Annotated in this window: 19 protein-coding genes; 5 read left to right on the top strand and 14 right to left on the bottom strand. The window is 58.9% G+C overall.

Annotated elements, in window-relative coordinates; translation table 11 throughout:
- Positions 1-17 precede the first annotated feature (17 nt).
- The 4 genes from P8O11_RS12765 to P8O11_RS12750 form a co-directional block, all read right to left on the bottom strand.
- Positions 18-521: a periplasmic heavy metal sensor gene (locus P8O11_RS12765; RefSeq protein ID WP_300294760.1), complete on the bottom strand. Its 504-nt coding sequence runs from the start codon at positions 519-521 to the stop codon at positions 18-20.
- Entirely contained in the window at positions 521-907 is a 387-nt protein-coding gene (locus tag P8O11_RS12760; RefSeq protein ID WP_300294758.1) for a hypothetical protein, read from the bottom strand. Before P8O11_RS12760 ends, P8O11_RS12765 begins: the two co-directional genes overlap by 1 nt.
- Entirely contained in the window at positions 900-1487 is a 588-nt protein-coding gene (locus tag P8O11_RS12755; RefSeq protein ID WP_300294756.1) for an RNA polymerase sigma factor, read from the bottom strand. The genes P8O11_RS12760 and P8O11_RS12755 overlap by 8 nt, the downstream gene beginning before the upstream one ends.
- A gap of 72 nt (positions 1488-1559) precedes the next feature.
- On the bottom strand, positions 1560-2033 hold the full coding sequence (locus P8O11_RS12750) for a calcium-binding protein (protein ID WP_300294754.1): 474 nt from the start codon (positions 2031-2033) through the stop codon (positions 1560-1562).
- 186 nt (positions 2034-2219) lie between these two features.
- Here P8O11_RS12750 and P8O11_RS12745 point away from each other — a divergent pair, with 186 nt between their 5' ends.
- Both P8O11_RS12745 and P8O11_RS12740 read left to right on the top strand, forming a co-directional pair.
- Positions 2220-2633 carry a DUF983 domain-containing protein gene (locus P8O11_RS12745; protein WP_300294752.1) on the top strand — a complete coding sequence of 138 codons (414 nt, stop codon included), beginning with the start codon at positions 2220-2222 and terminating at the stop codon, positions 2631-2633.
- 27 nt (positions 2634-2660) lie between these two features.
- On the top strand, positions 2661-3383 hold the full coding sequence (locus tag P8O11_RS12740; protein WP_300294750.1) for an NUDIX hydrolase: 723 nt from the start codon (positions 2661-2663) through the stop codon (positions 3381-3383).
- A gap of 92 nt (positions 3384-3475) precedes the next feature.
- On the opposite strand, the gene P8O11_RS12735 is transcribed toward P8O11_RS12740, so the two are convergent.
- The 3 genes from P8O11_RS12735 to P8O11_RS12725 are packed head-to-tail and all read right to left on the bottom strand — an operon-like array spanning position 3476 to position 5486.
- Positions 3476-4375, bottom strand: coding sequence for a DMT family transporter (locus P8O11_RS12735; RefSeq protein ID WP_300294748.1), 900 nt, complete (start codon positions 4373-4375; stop codon positions 3476-3478).
- A 20-nt stretch (positions 4376-4395) separates the two neighbouring features.
- Positions 4396-5289 carry a fatty acid desaturase gene (locus P8O11_RS12730; protein WP_300294746.1) on the bottom strand — a complete coding sequence of 298 codons (894 nt, stop codon included), beginning with the start codon at positions 5287-5289 and terminating at the stop codon, positions 4396-4398.
- Positions 5286-5486, bottom strand: coding sequence for a DUF2061 domain-containing protein (locus tag P8O11_RS12725; protein ID WP_300294744.1), 201 nt, complete (start codon positions 5484-5486; stop codon positions 5286-5288). Before P8O11_RS12725 ends, P8O11_RS12730 begins: the two co-directional genes overlap by 4 nt.
- Before the next feature lie 109 nt (positions 5487-5595).
- Between P8O11_RS12725 and P8O11_RS12720 the strand changes: the two genes are divergently transcribed.
- Entirely contained in the window at positions 5596-6456 is an 861-nt protein-coding gene (locus P8O11_RS12720; protein WP_300294743.1) for a helix-turn-helix transcriptional regulator, read from the top strand.
- A gap of 79 nt (positions 6457-6535) precedes the next feature.
- Here the strand turns inward: P8O11_RS12720 and P8O11_RS12715 are convergent, their stop codons facing one another.
- The 5 genes from P8O11_RS12715 to P8O11_RS12695 are packed head-to-tail and all read right to left on the bottom strand — an operon-like array spanning position 6536 to position 10547.
- Complete coding sequence (locus P8O11_RS12715) at positions 6536-7291, bottom strand: SDR family oxidoreductase (RefSeq protein ID WP_300294741.1); 756 nt, start codon at positions 7289-7291, stop codon at positions 6536-6538.
- Entirely contained in the window at positions 7288-8763 is a 1476-nt protein-coding gene (locus P8O11_RS12710) for a carnitine 3-dehydrogenase (RefSeq protein ID WP_300294739.1), read from the bottom strand. The genes P8O11_RS12715 and P8O11_RS12710 overlap by 4 nt, the downstream gene beginning before the upstream one ends.
- Before the next feature lie 20 nt (positions 8764-8783).
- A complete protein-coding gene (locus P8O11_RS12705) occupies positions 8784-9122 on the bottom strand; it encodes a hypothetical protein (protein WP_300294737.1) in 339 nt (112 codons plus the stop codon).
- 40 nt (positions 9123-9162) lie between these two features.
- Entirely contained in the window at positions 9163-9639 is a 477-nt protein-coding gene (locus P8O11_RS12700; RefSeq protein WP_300294735.1) for a lipocalin family protein, read from the bottom strand.
- Positions 9636-10547 (bottom strand): 3-keto-5-aminohexanoate cleavage protein, encoded by a 912-nt coding sequence (locus P8O11_RS12695; protein WP_300294733.1) that lies wholly within the window; start codon positions 10545-10547, stop codon positions 9636-9638. The genes P8O11_RS12700 and P8O11_RS12695 overlap by 4 nt, the downstream gene beginning before the upstream one ends.
- A gap of 82 nt (positions 10548-10629) precedes the next feature.
- On the opposite strand from P8O11_RS12695, the gene P8O11_RS12690 reads away from it, so the two are divergent.
- Entirely contained in the window at positions 10630-11595 is a 966-nt protein-coding gene (locus P8O11_RS12690; protein ID WP_300294731.1) for a GlxA family transcriptional regulator, read from the top strand.
- Between the two features lie 102 nt (positions 11596-11697).
- On the opposite strand, the gene P8O11_RS12685 is transcribed toward P8O11_RS12690, so the two are convergent.
- Together P8O11_RS12685 and P8O11_RS12680 are read right to left on the bottom strand one after the other, a co-directional pair.
- Positions 11698-12741 (bottom strand): aldo/keto reductase, encoded by a 1044-nt coding sequence (locus P8O11_RS12685; protein ID WP_300294729.1) that lies wholly within the window; start codon positions 12739-12741, stop codon positions 11698-11700.
- A gap of 121 nt (positions 12742-12862) precedes the next feature.
- Entirely contained in the window at positions 12863-14533 is a 1671-nt protein-coding gene (locus tag P8O11_RS12680; protein ID WP_300294727.1) for a SulP family inorganic anion transporter, read from the bottom strand.
- Positions 14534-14860: 327 nt separating this feature from the next.
- Here P8O11_RS12680 and P8O11_RS12675 point away from each other — a divergent pair.
- The coding region (locus P8O11_RS12675) for an S-methyl-5'-thioadenosine phosphorylase (protein ID WP_300294725.1) at positions 14861-15450 on the top strand (590 nt) is incomplete at its 3' end.

Raw genomic sequence — 15450 nt, 5'->3', positions numbered from 1 at the left:
ATCGCTTGGCGCGCGCCCTATTGGTCGCGCGTGTCTTTTTTCTTCCAGTCAGGCTTCAGGCCCCGCGCCAAAGCCGCTTCCAAACGCTTGGCCAAAGCGGCACGTTCGGCTCCGCTCATCGCCTCAAACCGCGCCAACATTGCCGACTCGGCGGCATTGCGCGTTTGGGACATATGCGCCGATTTACGCACCAAAGCCGCCTGCACAGCTGCGCCATCATAGGGCTCAGCCTTCAGAGCCGTCGCAATATCACCAAGCGCTGCTTTCTGCCCCGCCCAAAAGGCGCGCCGCCCACCGCCTTGTACCTCTTTCACAGCGGCCCCGATTGCGCGGCGGTCGTCCTTGTCCAGAACCCGTAAAAGAAGATCAGAATGCCCGCGTACATCCGACGGCCCCGAATGCCGCAGAATAGCCCCGACAAACAGCCCCGCCACCAAGAGGTTCACACTGAGCGAGCCAATCAACAGAACCTTCAGCTTGCGGCTCATCTTAGGCTTTGTATCTTTCACCGTCTCCGCCATCACACCTCTCCCAATCCTGCCAGATAGTCGTAATCCGTCCCAAGGCTTTCCAAAGCGGCAGCAGCGCCAAAGCTCGGCAGCCCGAAACCGTCGCTGAGCCCGAGCGCAGGGCTCATCCCCAGCCAAAGCCCAAAGGCCGAAGCCGCCGTCAGCCCACTAAGACCCCCCCAGCCACCGATCATGTCAAACAGTCCCTCAAAGAGCGAACCCCGTGGATTGGCAGCGGCTGAAGGCGCGAGTGTCTGCAGCACAAACCCGCTCTGCGCCTCCTGAGCATCCGCGAGAACGCGCGCCAGAAGTGCCGCATCAGGCTGAGGAGCGTCCCGCTTGGCCGCCTCAAAAAGGGTGTCCAGCCCCGCATCACTCGTGTTGTTAAGCTCAGTCATCTTCATACCCCAGTTCATCCTTGCGTCCCTCAAGAGCCGCTTTCAATGCCCGCTTTCCACGGGCCGTCAGGCTTTCAACAGCCTCGATGTTCACATCCATAATCGCCGCAATCTCAGGGTTTGCCAGTCCCTCGATGTGGCGCAAAACGACGGCTTGGCGCTGTCGCTCGGGCAGCGCATTCAGCGCTTCCTGAAAGGCGTCCACGCGAGCGCGCTCTTGCAATTGCGCCTCCACGCTCGCCGCCCCGTCCTCTGGCTCCGCCACGGCCTCAAGCTCGACAGTGCGCCGCTTGCGCAGACGGTCAGTGCAGGCATTGGCCACCACGCGGTAAAGCCAAGTGGTAACTTTAGCTTCCCCCTGCCGCCAACTTGCCGCCATCCGCCAAAGCTTCAGCATCGCCTCCTGCGCAACATCCTCCGCCTCGGCTCTATCCCCTAAAAGACGATAAGCATGGGCCAGCACAACAGGTGTCAGCCGCAGAGTCAAAACCTCCGCGGCACGCTCGTCCCCCCTTGCAAACAGCAAGAGAAGCGCCTCTTCGCCCAAAGTCTCTGTGTCATCCAGTGGCATCTGCGTCATTCCATCGGCCTAGCCTCGCAAGGGCTTTGTGGCAAGTGCGCAAGACGTCTGGCCCTGCGCACAGCCTGCTTATCAGTAGGACTTTTTGCCGTGGTCGTGGCGTTTGCCCATTTTGCGCATCTTGCGCATTTCGTCCTTGCTCAAAAAGCCGTCCTTGTCAGCATCAAGCGTATCAAACATTTGAGCATGACGTTCGCCGCCCTTCAATTCCTCAAGGCTCAACGCGCCGTCTTTGTCCACGTCATGGCGCTCCAACATCTTGCCAAAACGCTTTTCGGCGCGTTTCTGGCCTTCAGCAGTCACCTCATCCGCCGTGATCTTACCATCCTTGTTTGCATCCGTGCTCGCAAAGCGCGCCGCTGGGCCCGCCTCAAGCTCGGCACGGCTGAGCTTGCCGTCCTTGTCAGTGTCAAGCTGCTCAAAGCGCATCTCGCCGCGCGATCCACGCTCGCCCTCACCCCGCATCTTGCCAAAGGCCAGCGCACTTGTACCTGTGGCTGCGATGCTTACTGCGACAATAACGGCCACTGCTTTATTCGGCTTCATATGATATCTCCTCACTCTTGCCGCGGTGTTGTTCCGCTGCTTCTGAGGCTGATACGCGTGCGCGCACAGTTTCCGTCGCCCCCTGACTGCAAAAGCAGCGACATCACGCCGCAAGACCGAACTACACCCTTTATTTCTAGGCCATTTGCCCTCACTCTTGACCAAACGTCACACAACGGACAACACATGCCCCATACCGACCAGACACTCGCACACATCTCCGACGCTGCGGAGATCCTCCCCCCGCTCAAGCCCGCGCTCCTCAAAGGCTGGCGCGGCAAATGTCCTAAATGCGGCTCTGGCCCCTTGCTGAAAAGCTATCTCAAAGTGCACGGCGAATGCGCCGTCTGCGGTGAAGACTTCACGCTCCAACGCGCCGATGATGGCCCCGCCTACCTGACAATCCTGGTGGTCGGCCACTTGATGATCCCGCTCATGCACATTTCCTTTGTGAAGTTTCGGCCCGAGCCGCTGACACTGTTCACCATCTTCGCGCTTGGCACGACCGCCCTCACCCTATACCTTCTCCCCAAAATGAAAGGCGCGGTGATCGGCTTTCAATGGGCCCGCCGCATGCACGGTTTTGGTGTCCCGAAGTGACCATACCCGCGCTCGCTTGAGGGCCAGATGACAAAACCTATCGATAAGACAGCCATCCGCAATGCCGCAACAGTGATCGCCCTGCGCGATCGCTTCACAGCGCCCAAAGTGCTGATGGGCCAACGCGGTGAAAAGGCCGCCTTCATGCCCAACAAATTCGTCTTTCCAGGCGGAGCACTGGACAGTGATGACTTTGATGTCCCTCTCGCCGAGGGCTTTCACCCCACCTGTGCAGCACGCCTTGCCGAAGGCTGCCCGCGCGATATTTCCTCCGCGCTCGGTGTCGCCGCCATTCGCGAGCTTTGGGAAGAAACAGGCCTTATCCTTGGCGCAAAAGGTCCGTGGCACAGCGATATTCCCGACGATTGGAAGGACTTCGCCGAAGCAGGCTATCTTCCCTCCGCGCGCCCGCTGCAATTCGTCTTTCGCGCCATCACACCAATGGGTCGCCCCCGCCGCTTTGATGCGCGCTTCTTTCTCGTCGACGCCGATGAAATCGCGTCTGATCTGGATGATTTCTCAGGCGCCGAAGACGAGCTCTCCCACCTTCAGTGGATTCCGCTCGAAGAAGTCCGCAGCTTTGATCTGCCCTTCATAACAGAAGTGGTGCTGGCCGAAGTCGCCCACCGCGCCCATGCCACAGAGCCGCCCAGCAATGTGCCGTTCTTTCACAACGGCATCGAGGAAAGCCTCTTTCTGCGTCTCGGCGGTCGCGGCCCCCTCACAGGCAAGCAGATCGCGGACGACTAAACGCCCCCCCTTTTTCTTTCTATAAATATCCTCGGGGGTCTGGGGGTGAAACCACCAGCTGGTCGGATGTGCAAAGCACATTCGAAATCCGTTCAGTACAGCCAGACCAACGCCAAGACTGAGGCCGTAATCAGCCCCATACCAGCCCACTCGCGCCGCGTGATCACCTCGCCAAAAAACCAAACAGACACAATAATTGAAAAGATTACCTCAACCTGCCCAACAGCAAAAACATAGGCCGCATTCATCATCGCAAAGGCGGTAAACCAACAGAGAGACCCACCCATACCCGCAAGCCCCATCCAAACCGAGGTGCGCCATGATCCCAGCACGCGCGACACCTCACCCTCCTCTCGCCAGCGCAAATATCCCCCGAGCGCAAAAGCCTGAAAAAGTGTCACGCAAGGTATCGTCACAAGCGCGCGCAAAAGGGGGTCAGTGGCCTGAACCTCAAGCGTCGCACCGCGATACGCCACGGCAGAACAGGCAAACAAAACCCCGGAAAGAAGCCCCAACCCCGCCGCAGGGTTCATCGCCCGCCGCATCAGCCCGCCCGCGCCCTCCGGAATATCCGAAAGCACAAAGACACCAACAAGCCCCAGCCCGATCGCAAACAGTCCACCAAGGCTCACCACATCTCCCAAGACAACAAAGCCAACAAGCGCCGTCAGCATGACTTCGGTTTTCTTGAAGGTAATTCCGACTGCAAAGTTACGGCTCGCAAAAATCGCAACAACGCACCATGTCGCCAAGATCTGCGTCACGCCACCCGTGAGCACATAAGCCCAAAAGACCGGCTCAATTTCAGGCAGCCCTTGTCCGCGCCATAGAAGGTAGCCTGCCGCCAAAAGTGTCACAAACGGCGCGGTAAATGCAAACCGTGCCAGCGTGGCCCCGCCCGCCGACAGCGCGCCCATGCTCAGGCGTTTTTGCAAGGTAAAGCGCAGAGTCTGAAACGCCGCCGCCATAACAGAAAGGATAATCCAGCTCATCGCCTTCTATAGGCGCAGGCCTACTCGCTTGGCCAGAGCGGATGAGGCACAGGGTCTTTCGCGCGCAGAAAATACTTCGCAAACACAGTCCCGTAAGAGCGGTAGTAATAGCCGTCATTTTTGCCCAAAAACGCCTCTCTCTCAGCACGGAACAAAGCAGGCAGCCTGTACCACGGCACGCCGGGGCGCTCGTGGTGCACCACATGATAGTTGTTGTTCAAAAACAAAAGCGCAAGCAGCCCACGGTCTTCGACAATCACGGTGCGCCCTTGGCACGCTTCATGTGCGCGATGCTCCAGATAGGTGCGGATTTTCAAAAGAGATAGGGCGCCATATGTTGCCAAGAACAGCGCCCAGAGCGGCATTTGGCCCACAGCGAGCCCCCACCAGATCACGAGCGCCACCGCAGGAATATGCACAAGCCACGCCACCAAAGCGGCACGGTCTCCCGCCACAATCGCGCGCCAATCTTCCCGCATAAAGAAAAACTGCCCCACAGTGGGCCCGACCAACATGCGCCCCAGCAACGTATTGTTAAACTCAAGCAAAACCTGCCCCCAGCGTGGCATCGCCGCCCAAACTTTCGGGTCGCGATAGTTGCTCTCAGGGTCATCATAAGGGTCCGTCAGGTTCTCATCCGTATGGTGAACAAGATGCAAGTCGCGAAACCGGCCATAAGGAATAACAAGCGAAAGCTGTGCAAAAACCAGCGCCTCATTGAGCCATTTAAGCCGCGTCGGATGCCCATGCAGCGCTTCATGGCAAAGCGACGAATGCATTGCCGCCGCCAGCATCACGCAAAGCATTCCCAAAGGCAGCCATATCTCTGCCGCCCAAGTCGTCCCGATCGCCCAAAGCCCGTAAGTCGCGAACAAAAGCACGAGCGTCGGCCACTCAACCCGCGCAATCCTCATGCGCGCCCCCAAGCGACACCCGCCCAAAGCCGCTCATAGCCGATATACATCACAAACCCGAGCAGCGTATTCACCAGTGCCATCGCCCCACCCACAGCAAAAGACCCCGTGGCAGCAAATCCCACAAGGCTCATCACAGTCAGCCCCAGAAGGTTCCAGAACGCGGCCTTAATCAATGTGCGCCTGCGGGTGTCCAATCTCTGCTCCAATGCCAGTCAACTTCACAAAAACGTTACACAGCCCCCGCGCCAGCGCGCAGTCCGAATATGATTAACATTTCTAAGCAATAGTGATATTAGTCACCATATGCAGGATAAAGTAGACAAGCGCCTCCGCGCTGCCCAGTTCCGCCAGCGCCTCGCAAGCGCCATGACCACGGCAGGCGAAAGTCAAGCCGCGCTCGCGCGTCACATCGGCGTGAATCGCTCGACAATTTCCCAGCTCCTGTCTGGTCAGGGCGCGCGCCTGCCCAATGCGCAAGTGGTGGGCGAATGTGCCGCCGCGCTTGGCGTCTCCGCTGACTGGCTCTTGTCCCTGTCTGACCGCCCAGAGACCGCAGCAGCCCTTCTGGCCAACTCGCTTACGCTCACAGAAGCCCCACGCGCAATGATTGATGAACAAATCTTTCAGTGGCACAAAGAGGCCGCAGGCTACAAAATCCGCCATGTCCCTGCCGCCCTGCCAGATATGCTCAAAACCCGCGAGGTGCTAAATTGGGAATACGCGCCGCACCTTGGGCGCACCGCAGAGCAAGCGATTGGCGCAATGGAAGACCGTCTCACCTTTATTCGCCAAAGCCCTTCTGATTACGAAATCGCTCTGCCTCTCTATGAAATCGCAAGCTTCGTGCATGGCGAAGGCTATTACCGCGGCCTATCGCTCGCCGCCCGCCGCGCCCAGATCGATCGTTTCAAAGAGCTGCACGATCAACTCTACCCGCGCCTGCGGATTTACCTTTTTGATGCCCGTCGGCTGTTCTCCTCCCCGATCACAGTCTTCGGTCCGCTCCTCGCCGCCCTCTACGTGGGCCGCGACTATCTTACCTTCCGCGATCGCGAACGCGTTGCCGCGCTGACCCAGCATTTTGACGCTCTCGTGCGCGAAGCCCACATCACAGCCCGCGACTTCCCCGATCACCTCGACGCCCTCGCCGCAGACCGCCCCTGATCCTTCCTCTTTCTGCAAATATGCTGGGGGTCTGGGGGCAAAGCCCCCAGCGGGTCGGATTGGCGAAGCCAATTCGAACTCAAACCTTCGGATCAGGGTTCTCCGTATGCCCGTCCACAGCAATGACTTGGCCACTCACAAGCCGCGCCTTATCCGAGCCAAGGAACACAGCCATATTGGCAACATCCTCAGCCGTCACAAAGCTGCGCATCGATGTTCCGCTGGCATAGCCCTGATAGACGGCGTCCCGCGTCATCCCTTTGGCGAGCGCTTCACGCGCCAACACGCCCTCCATTCGCTCGCCTTCCACCGCCCCGGGGCAGATCGCATTGGCGCGGATCCCATAAGGGCCAAGTTCCATCGCCAGTGTTTTCATCAGCCCGATCACAGCCCATTTTGCCGCCGCATAGGGCGCACGAAACGGATAGCCATACTGCCCCGCCGTTGAAGAGGTCAGTACAATCGAACCGCTCAAAGCGGTTTTCATGATCGGCGCCGCATATTTAGCCGCCAGAAACGCCCCCTCAAGGTTCACACTCACACAACGTTGCCAATCAGCGAGCGCAATCTCTTCCACAGGCGCTGTCGGCCCGGCAATACCCGCATTTGCACAGAGCACATCAAGACGGCCCCAGCGTACTTCAAGCTCGGCAAAGAAATCAGCCATAGCCGCCTCGTCGGAGGCATCCACATCCGCAGCGCCCCAATGCGCAGGAAGATTTGAGAGCGCCTTCTTGTCAACGTCTGTCACCCAGACTTCTGCGCCCTCCGCCGCAAAAGCCTCCGCCATAGCGCGCCCGATCCCGGACGCGCCCGCAGTCACAAGAACCTTCATCGTGGCGCTCCAACAGCGCGACCAAGCCCCTCAGGTGCGGGCAGGCTCGCATGCGCTGTCGCAACCTTGACCAAAGCCGCCTCAACCTGTGCCGCAGGCGGAGCCGCACGGCGCGTCGCCAGATCAACGTGCAAAAGCAGATGTTCTCCCGTCGCCAAGACCCGCGCACCCTCACACATTTCATGCCACAGGTGCATCTTCTTGCCTTCCCCCAGAATGACTTGCGTGCGCACCGTAATCTTTGCCCCCGCATGAACTTCATCAAGATGGCGAATATGCGTCTCGGCGGTAAAATAGCTTCCGCCACTGGCGATATACTCCGCGTCACAGCCGATCATTTCCATGAAGCGGTCGGTACTGTCGGCAAAGGCCTGCAAATAGCGGCTCTCGGTCATATGTCCGTTATAATCGAGCCAATCGAGCGGAACCACGCGGTGCAGCGTCAGCACGGGCTGACTCAGATCCACGATGTCATCCACATGGTCAACAATCCCCGCACCCGCGCGCAGCGTTTTGTCGTGGGCGTTCTGAAGGGCGCCCGCGCCCCAGTCATTGGCGCCAAGCGCGCGCATCATACCGACAAGGTTGTCGTCGCGAATGCGCTCAAGCTCGCGGATCGAATGCATACCCGACTGCGCATCAGACTGATCGGCAATCGCATCGACAAGCTCATCCGTCAGCTCAGGCACATCCATAAGCTTGGTCCAGGGCCAGCTCAGGCAAGGCCCGAACTGCGCAATGAAGTGGCGCATACCCGCTTCGCCGCCCGCAACACGATAGGTCTCAAACAAGCCCATCTGCGCCCAGCGGATGCCAAAGCCATAGCGGATTGCATTGTCGATCTCCTCGGTCGTGGCGATCCCATCGTTAATCAGCCAAAGCGCCTCGCGCCACACCGCCTCAAGAAAGCGATCGGCAATATGCGCATCAATCTCTTTCTTCAGATGCAGCGGATACATCCCGATGCCAGAGATGACCTCTTTCGCCGTGGCGATCACATCGGCACTGTTCGCCTCTGTGCTCACCAACTCGATCAAGGGCAACAAATAAACGGGGTTAAACGGATGGGTCACAACAATCTGATGCGCATTCGCCATGCCTGCCTGAAGCTCGCTCGGCTTATAGCCCGAGGTTGAGGAGCCAATCACAGCCTCCGCCGCCACACAGTCGGCCAGTTGCGCATAGACCTTATGCTTGATGTCGAGCCGCTCAGGCACAGATTCCTGCACCCAAGCCGCGCCTGCGCAAGCCTCAGACAGGTCCGCATGAAAACTCAAGCGCCCCTCTTCAGGCAGCGCCATATTGCCCAGCCCCGGAAGAGAGCGGCGCGCATTGGCGAGCACTTCGCCAATCTTGCGTTCCGCCTCGGGATCAGGGTCAAACACCCGCACATCCCATCCATTGAGCAAAAAGCGCGCAGCCCAGCCGCCGCCAATCACACCACCACCAATGATAGCAGCCTGTTTTTTCATCTTTTTTCGTCCTTCAAAGGTTAATCTACACAAATCGTTGCGGGCTCGCCGCCGTTTAGAACATCATAGCAGCCAAAATAGGGGGTCACTGGCGTACAACTCCGTGTCTCAGCCAAGCAAAACCCGGCGCATTCAGAATTGTCGCGGCAGCGCTTGCCAGCATCAGGCTGTGCGCTGGCGCATTGCGGCCCCACAAGCCCCACAACCATACGCCCACCAGCGGCCTCACACTCCTGCCCGACCAAAAGCGGTGAACGCCCACCAACAGGCGCAGCGCCGCCTGACGTTTCCGCCATTTGACAAGACGCCAGCGCCACCAAAGTCAGCACAGCCGCCCCAATTGCAAAAATCCGTTTCATGGCCGTTGTCCCCTGTTTGTCGCCCTCATCTCTGCCCAGCTCACTGTCGCAGCGCGATCTGACTCACGTCATAGCCATTAAAGTCGAGCATCTCCCGCGCCGCCACCATGCGGTCAGTCCCCCCGCGCGGCTTGCGATCAAGGATAAGCCCAAAGCTCCCTTCGGGCGTCCCAATCGCAGCAGTGCGAAACCCTTCATCCACCCAAAGCACCCAGTATTCCTCGCTCGTTCCTTCAAGCCTAAAGCGCCCCGGACCGGTCACCTCCCCCTGACTCTCGCGACCATCCGCGCGCCAGATAAAGCGCGTCTCACTCACAGCCCTGATCGTCACGCGCTGCAAAACATCTGTCGGATAAGACGCTCGCACGACCCAATCACCCTGAAACCTCACCAGATCAAACCGCAGTGTCGACGAGATTCTCGCCGCGCTATCGCGATAGCTCACAGAGGCCGCCTCTGGCACGGGCGCACACCCCGCCAACGCCACAGTGGCCGCCATGAGCCAGCGGCGTATCATCCCTTTGGCGCTTGTTTTGTCAGCTTGAGCTTCTCACGTACGGCCTCAGGCCCGATCACTTTCGCGCCCATGTTTTCAATGATCGTAACGGCACGCTCTACAAGCTGGTAGTTCTCGGCCAAGACACCTTTATCAAGCCAGAGGTTGTCCTCAAGCCCGACCCGCACATTGCCCCCCGCCAGTACAGAGGCGGCAACATACGCCATCTGGTTGCGCCCCAGCGCAAAGGCGCTGAAGGTCCAGTTGCTCGGCACATTGTTCACCATCGCCATAAAGGTGTTAAGATCGTCAGGCGCACCCCAAGGCACGCCCATGCAAAGTTGCACCAGCGCATCAGGCTCCAGAACGCCATCAGCAACAAGCTGCTTGGCATACCAAAGATGCCCTGTATCGAACGCCTCAATCTCTGGCTTAACGCCAAGCTTGGTCATCATCGTGCCCATCGCCGTCAACATTCCCGGCGTATTGGTCATCACATAATCCGCCTCGGCAAAGTTCATCGTGCCGCAATCCAGCGTACAGATCTCGGGGAGGCATTCAGCAATATGCGCAACACGCTCAGTCGCACCGACCATGTCTGCTCCCTCAGCAAGCGGGAAAGGTGCTTCGGAGCTGCCAAAGATCATATCTCCGCCCATGCCCGCCGTGAGATTGAGCACAACGTCTGTATCAGACTCACGGACACGGTCGGTCAACTCGCGGTAAAGCTTCAAGTCGCGGCTCGGCTTGCCTGTCTCAGGGTCACGCACATGGCAATGCACCACAGCCGCGCCTGCCTTTGCCGCCTTGATCGCGCTCTCGGCAATCTCCTTGGGCGAGCGCGGCACATGTGGGCTGCGGTCTTGCGTGCCGCCTGAGCCTGTTACGGCACAAGTGATGAAAACCTCTTTGTTCATAGTCAGTGGCATCTGCGAATCCTCTTCTGCATGGCGTGTTGCTCAAAGTATCACCGCACTTGCGTTGGCTCTTTTGATCTTTTACGAAAATAATATGTCATTATCCGAAAAAATATCACCAAAAGCGCTCGACACAGCAGTGCTTGTCCTAAGTGACAGCAACACGCTCAGCTTCGCCGCGGCCGTTGATCCTCTGCGCGCTGCCAACCGCCGCGCAGGCCGCACACTGTTTTCCTGGCGCTTTGTGACGCCCACAGAGTCCGCTGCCAGGCTCACCTCTGGTATAGAGGTTCAGGGCACACCTCTTGCCGCGCTGGAAAGCTGCGATCTCCTCATCATCGTGGCAGGCTTCAATCTTGATGCCCATGCCACGCCACAGCTTCTCGCGGCCCTGCGGCGCCTCGCGCCTCATGCAGGCCAGATCGCCGCGATTGATGGCGCAAGCTGGCTCCTCGCCAGCGCGGGCCTGCTCGATGGTCAGAGCGCCACAGCCCATTGGGAAGATCTGGAGCATTTCGCCAGCCGCTTTGACGCGGTCGAGACTTTGCCACACCGCTTCGTTCAGTCTGGCAAGTTCGCCACAGCAGGCGCAGCCATGCCCGGCCTTGATATGATGCTGCGCCTGATCGAGGAGCGCTTTGGTGCACGCCTTGCCCAAGAGGTTGCAGGCGCGTTCCTGCATGACCCCTCCCAGCCTGCCGATTTACCGCAAAACCCCGCCAGCCGCCAAAGCCTCGCACGTCATCACCCGGCCGTCGCGCGCGCCCTCGCGCTGATGCAGGCCCATATCGAAACGCCCCTAAGCATCGCAGCGCTGGCAACACAGCTCTCGCTCTCGCCGCGCGTGCTGGAGTTGCGCTTCAAAACTGCCATCGGCCAAAGCCCGAAAGCCACCTACCTCGCGCTGCGCCTTTCAGAGGCCCACCGCCTCGCGCTCGATACGTCCCTGCCCGTGCAAGACATCTCTCTGGCCACAGGTTTTGCCTCCCAAGCCAGCTTCGCCCGCGCCTTCAGCAAAGCCCACGGCCGCTCGCTACGCGCCCTGCGCCAAGAACGCTGAACAGCGGCTTTCTCTTTCTCTAAATATCCCGGGGGTCTGGGGGCAGCGCCCCCAGCCGGTCGGATTTCGCGCAGCGAAATTCGAAGCCTCAGCACGACGCCCTCAATAAGGCATCGGATGCGCCTTATGCGCCACGTCAATCTCTTCCAGCACCTCGCTAGAAAGGCTCAGATCCACCGCGCCCAAAGCATGCTCGAGCTGGCCCACAGTTGTCGCCCCGAAGATCGAGCTGCCCAAAAAGGGCCGCGTCAGCGTCCAAGCCAGCGCCATATGCACGGGGTCAAGTTCGTGGCGCGCGGCAATCGCCAGATAGGCCTCTACCGCATCAAAGACACGCGGCGTGATCCGCCCGCCCATCTCGGGCACAAAGCTCTTGCGCGAGCCTTCGGGCACGGCCCCGCCCTGATATTTCCCGCTCAGAAGCCCCGCGCCCAAAGGGGAAAACGCGAGCAAGCCGACGTTCTCGTTCAGACTCATCTCCGCCATGTCGGTGTCATACAAGCGGCAGAGCAACGAATATTCGTTCTGCACAGAGGCCACCCGCGGCCCGCCCATTCGCTCAGCCACATTTAGCCACTGGCACGTCCCCCAAGCGCTCTCGTTAGAGAGGCCAAAGGCGCGGATCGTCCCGCGTTCGACTTCTTTCTGAAGCGCGCCCAGAGCGTCTTCCATATGGGCAATCGTCTCGGCACGGTTCTGTCCGCTGGGGTCAAACGTCCAGTTTTTGCGAAACATATAAGAGCCACGGTTGGGCCAGTGAAACTGGTAGAGATCAATCACATCCGTCTTGAGCCGCGCAAGGCTGCCCTCAATCGCGGCAGGAATCGTCTCCGCAGTGATCGGCGCGCCGTCGCGCACATTCATATAGCCCTCGCCCGAGTGTTTCGTCGCCAACACAACTTCGCCGCGCCGCCCCGTCGTCTCGAACCAATTGCCCAGAATGCGCTCTGCGTCGCCCTGCGTCTCGCGGCTCAAAGGGTTCACAGGATACATCTCTGCGCAGTCCCAGAACTGAACCCCATGATCGAGCGCCATATCCATCTGCGCATGACTGTCGGCCTCGCTCGTCTGCGTTCCAAACGTCATCGTGCCAAGGCACATCTCGCTGACAGAAATCCCGGTACGGCCCAATTCGCGCTGTTTCATATCGCTTCCCCTCGCGTTGATTGCGCGCACTCTGCCAGTCTTGCAGATGATGTCAAACCGACAGCGCGCAGATTTTGGTCTTTGATGTCAACATCCACGACATCCGCGCGAGACAGGACGATCAGTGGCCACTTTCCAGAATGCCCGTCTGCACATCATAATCGACAGCCAGCTCGTAATCAGGGTCATCGTCACTATCGACGATAAGATGACCGGCCTTATTGAGCAGCTTGTGGCAATCGCGGCTCAAGTGACGCAAGCGGATCTGTTTGCCCGCGGCCTCATAGCGTGCCGCCAAAGCCTCAATCGCCTGCAAAGCAGACTGGTCGACAACGCGGCTGTCCTTAAAGTCCACAATCACAAGGTCAGGGTCTGTTTCCACTTCAAAAATCTCGGCAAACCCGTCGCTGGAGCCAAAAAACAGCGGTCCCCGAATTTCATAGACTTTCGCGCCTTCGTCCGTGGTCGACTCGCGCGTCACAGCATGAATACGGCTCGCATTGTTCCACGCATAAGCCAGCGCCGAGACAATCACACCCACAACAACCGCAATCGCCAGGTCATAAGCCACAGTCACAATCGTCACCAAAACAGTGACGAAAGCATCGTTGAGTGGCACGCGCCGCAGGATTGTGAGCGAGTTCCAGGCAAACGTCCCGATCACGACCATAAACATCACGCCAACAAGCGCTGCGAGCGGGATCTGCTCAATCAGCGGCGAGGCAAACATAATGAATGTCAAAAGAAACAGTGCCGCCGCGATCCCCGCGATGCGCGTGCGCCCGCCAGACTTCACGTTGATCATGCTCTGCCCGATCATCGCACAGCCGCCCATACCGCCAAAAAAGCCGGTCACAACATTGGCCGCGCCCTGCGCCATACATTCCTGAGACGCGCCACCGCGCTTGCCAGTAATTTCGCCCACAAGGTTGAGCGTCAGCAAGCTCTCGATCAGGCCAATCGCCGCCAGAATCACGGCATAAGGCAGAATAATGTAAAACGTTTCCATATTGAGCGGCGCAAGCGCGGTCCCGTATAGCCCCTCACCCGTGCCAAAAGGATTGTGGAAGCTCGGAAAGCCGCCCTTGATTGAGGCCAGATCGCCAACACGCGGCACATCAAGCCCTAGCACAATCACCAAAATCGCAACAATCCCGATCCCAGCCAAAGGCGCCGGCACAAACCGCGTTACCTTGGGCATCACCCAGATAATCGCCATGGTCAGGGCCACAAGCGACAGCATCATCATCAAAGGCACACCCGTGAGCCACTCGCCCCCGCTCATTCCGTGGCCCGTGTTCTCCATCGAACCAGGCACTTTGAACTGCGTCATCTGCGCAAGGAAAATAACAATCGCAAGGCCGTTCACAAAACCCAGCATCACAGGATGCGGCACAAGGCGAATAAACTTGCCCCAGTGCATCGCGCCCGCAAAGAGCTGCAACATCCCCATCAAAACGACCGTAGCAAAAAGATATTCAACGCCGTGCTGCGCAACCAGCGCAACCATAACAACCGCCAGTGCGCCCGTCGCACCAGAGATCATTCCTGGACGGCCTCCAAACACAGCTGTGATTAGACCAACAAGAAAGGCTGCATATAGACCGACAAGAGGATGAACCCCCGCAACAAACGCAAACGCAACCGCCTCAGGCACCAGCGCAAGCGCCACAGTAAGCCCCGCCAACAGCTCGATGCGCATCCGCGACACGCTCCATGGCTCGTCGGGCATAAGCCGCAGATCGGGCATGGCAAGGCGGTTGGCAAAGGCAGCCATAAGGGCGCGTTTCATATCATCTGTCCTATTCGGGTCATCATTCGGGTTCGCTTTTCGTCTCGCGCCCTAACGCGCCACGCCGAAAATAGCCAGCCCCCAGACAAAACGCCTCTGTGCCACGTTGCACCGCGGCATAGTTTTTTGTGTCAGAGAGCCCAAAGGTTAACGATTCGCGCCGCGCCAAAAGTCGATTTGCTCGGTGCACGGGTTGTGCACGGGTTGTGCACGCTTTTCACCCCCCCTGTTTTGGCCCATCACACCCACGTTAAGTCAGCGCACGCTGCCTTGCCTTTGCGCCACTCACGGGTCACAAATAGCCTCGAAAACCTATGGGAGAAAAGCATGAGCGAGACTGTTATTGGCGTCATCGGTGGGTCCGGCATCTACGAGATCGACGGACTGGAAAACGCCAGCTGGCAAGAGATCGAAACCCCTTGGGGAAAGCCTTCTGATGCAGTTTTGACAGGCGTGCTCGAGGGGGTCAAAATGGCCTTTCTCCCCCGCCACGGTCGCGGCCATGTCCATTCGCCGAGCACCGTTCCCTACCGTGCCAATATCGACGCCCTCAAGCGCCTCGGTGTAACAGATGTAATCTCGGTTTCCGCCTGCGGAAGCTTTCGCGAAGAGATGGCGCCAGGAGATTTTGTTGTTGTAGATCAATTCATTGATCGCACATTTGCGCGCGAGAAATCCTTCTTCGGAACGGGCTGCGTCGTCCATGTTTCGGTCGCCCATCCGACCTGTCCGCGCCTGTCTGCCGCCTGCCTTGAGGCCGCCCAAGACGCAGAGATCAAGGTCCACAATGGTGGCACATATCTCGCCATGGAAGGTCCGCAATTTTCCACGCTGGCGGAGAGCAAAATGTACCGCGAAAGCTGGGGGGCTGATGTCATCGGCATGACCAATATGCCTGAAGCCAAACTCGCCCGCGA

Origin of the sequence: Lentibacter sp. (genome assembly GCF_029254145.1) — a bacterium.
Lineage (GTDB): Bacteria > Pseudomonadota > Alphaproteobacteria > Rhodobacterales > Rhodobacteraceae > Lentibacter.
Note: the sequence above shows the minus strand (reverse complement) of the source record. Positions and strands in the feature narration are given on the sequence as shown.

Bases quoted from the DNA above. Each gene is read 5' to 3' on its own strand.
- P8O11_RS12765 (WP_300294760.1), bottom strand. From the start codon at position 521: ATGGCGGAGACGGTGAAAGATACAAAGCCTAAGATGAGCCGCAAGCTG.
- P8O11_RS12760 (WP_300294758.1), bottom strand. From the start codon at position 907: ATGACTGAGCTTAACAACACGAGTGATGCGGGGCTGGACACCCTTTTT.
- P8O11_RS12755 (WP_300294756.1), bottom strand. From the start codon at position 1,487: ATGACGCAGATGCCACTGGATGACACAGAGACTTTGGGCGAAGAGGCG.
- P8O11_RS12750 (WP_300294754.1), bottom strand. From the start codon at position 2,033: ATGAAGCCGAATAAAGCAGTGGCCGTTATTGTCGCAGTAAGCATCGCA.
- P8O11_RS12745 (WP_300294752.1), top strand. From the start codon at position 2,220: ATGCCCCATACCGACCAGACACTCGCACACATCTCCGACGCTGCGGAG.
- P8O11_RS12740 (WP_300294750.1), top strand. From the start codon at position 2,661: ATGACAAAACCTATCGATAAGACAGCCATCCGCAATGCCGCAACAGTG.
- P8O11_RS12735 (WP_300294748.1), bottom strand. From the start codon at position 4,375: ATGAGCTGGATTATCCTTTCTGTTATGGCGGCGGCGTTTCAGACTCTG.
- P8O11_RS12730 (WP_300294746.1), bottom strand. From the start codon at position 5,289: ATGAGGATTGCGCGGGTTGAGTGGCCGACGCTCGTGCTTTTGTTCGCG.
- P8O11_RS12720 (WP_300294743.1), top strand. From the start codon at position 5,596: ATGCAGGATAAAGTAGACAAGCGCCTCCGCGCTGCCCAGTTCCGCCAG.
- P8O11_RS12715 (WP_300294741.1), bottom strand. From the start codon at position 7,291: ATGAAGGTTCTTGTGACTGCGGGCGCGTCCGGGATCGGGCGCGCTATG.
- P8O11_RS12710 (WP_300294739.1), bottom strand. From the start codon at position 8,763: ATGAAAAAACAGGCTGCTATCATTGGTGGTGGTGTGATTGGCGGCGGC.
- P8O11_RS12705 (WP_300294737.1), bottom strand. From the start codon at position 9,122: ATGAAACGGATTTTTGCAATTGGGGCGGCTGTGCTGACTTTGGTGGCG.
- P8O11_RS12700 (WP_300294735.1), bottom strand. From the start codon at position 9,639: ATGATACGCCGCTGGCTCATGGCGGCCACTGTGGCGTTGGCGGGGTGT.
- P8O11_RS12695 (WP_300294733.1), bottom strand. From the start codon at position 10,547: ATGCCACTGACTATGAACAAAGAGGTTTTCATCACTTGTGCCGTAACA.
- P8O11_RS12690 (WP_300294731.1), top strand. From the start codon at position 10,630: ATGTCATTATCCGAAAAAATATCACCAAAAGCGCTCGACACAGCAGTG.
- P8O11_RS12685 (WP_300294729.1), bottom strand. From the start codon at position 12,741: ATGAAACAGCGCGAATTGGGCCGTACCGGGATTTCTGTCAGCGAGATG.
- P8O11_RS12680 (WP_300294727.1), bottom strand. From the start codon at position 14,533: ATGAAACGCGCCCTTATGGCTGCCTTTGCCAACCGCCTTGCCATGCCC.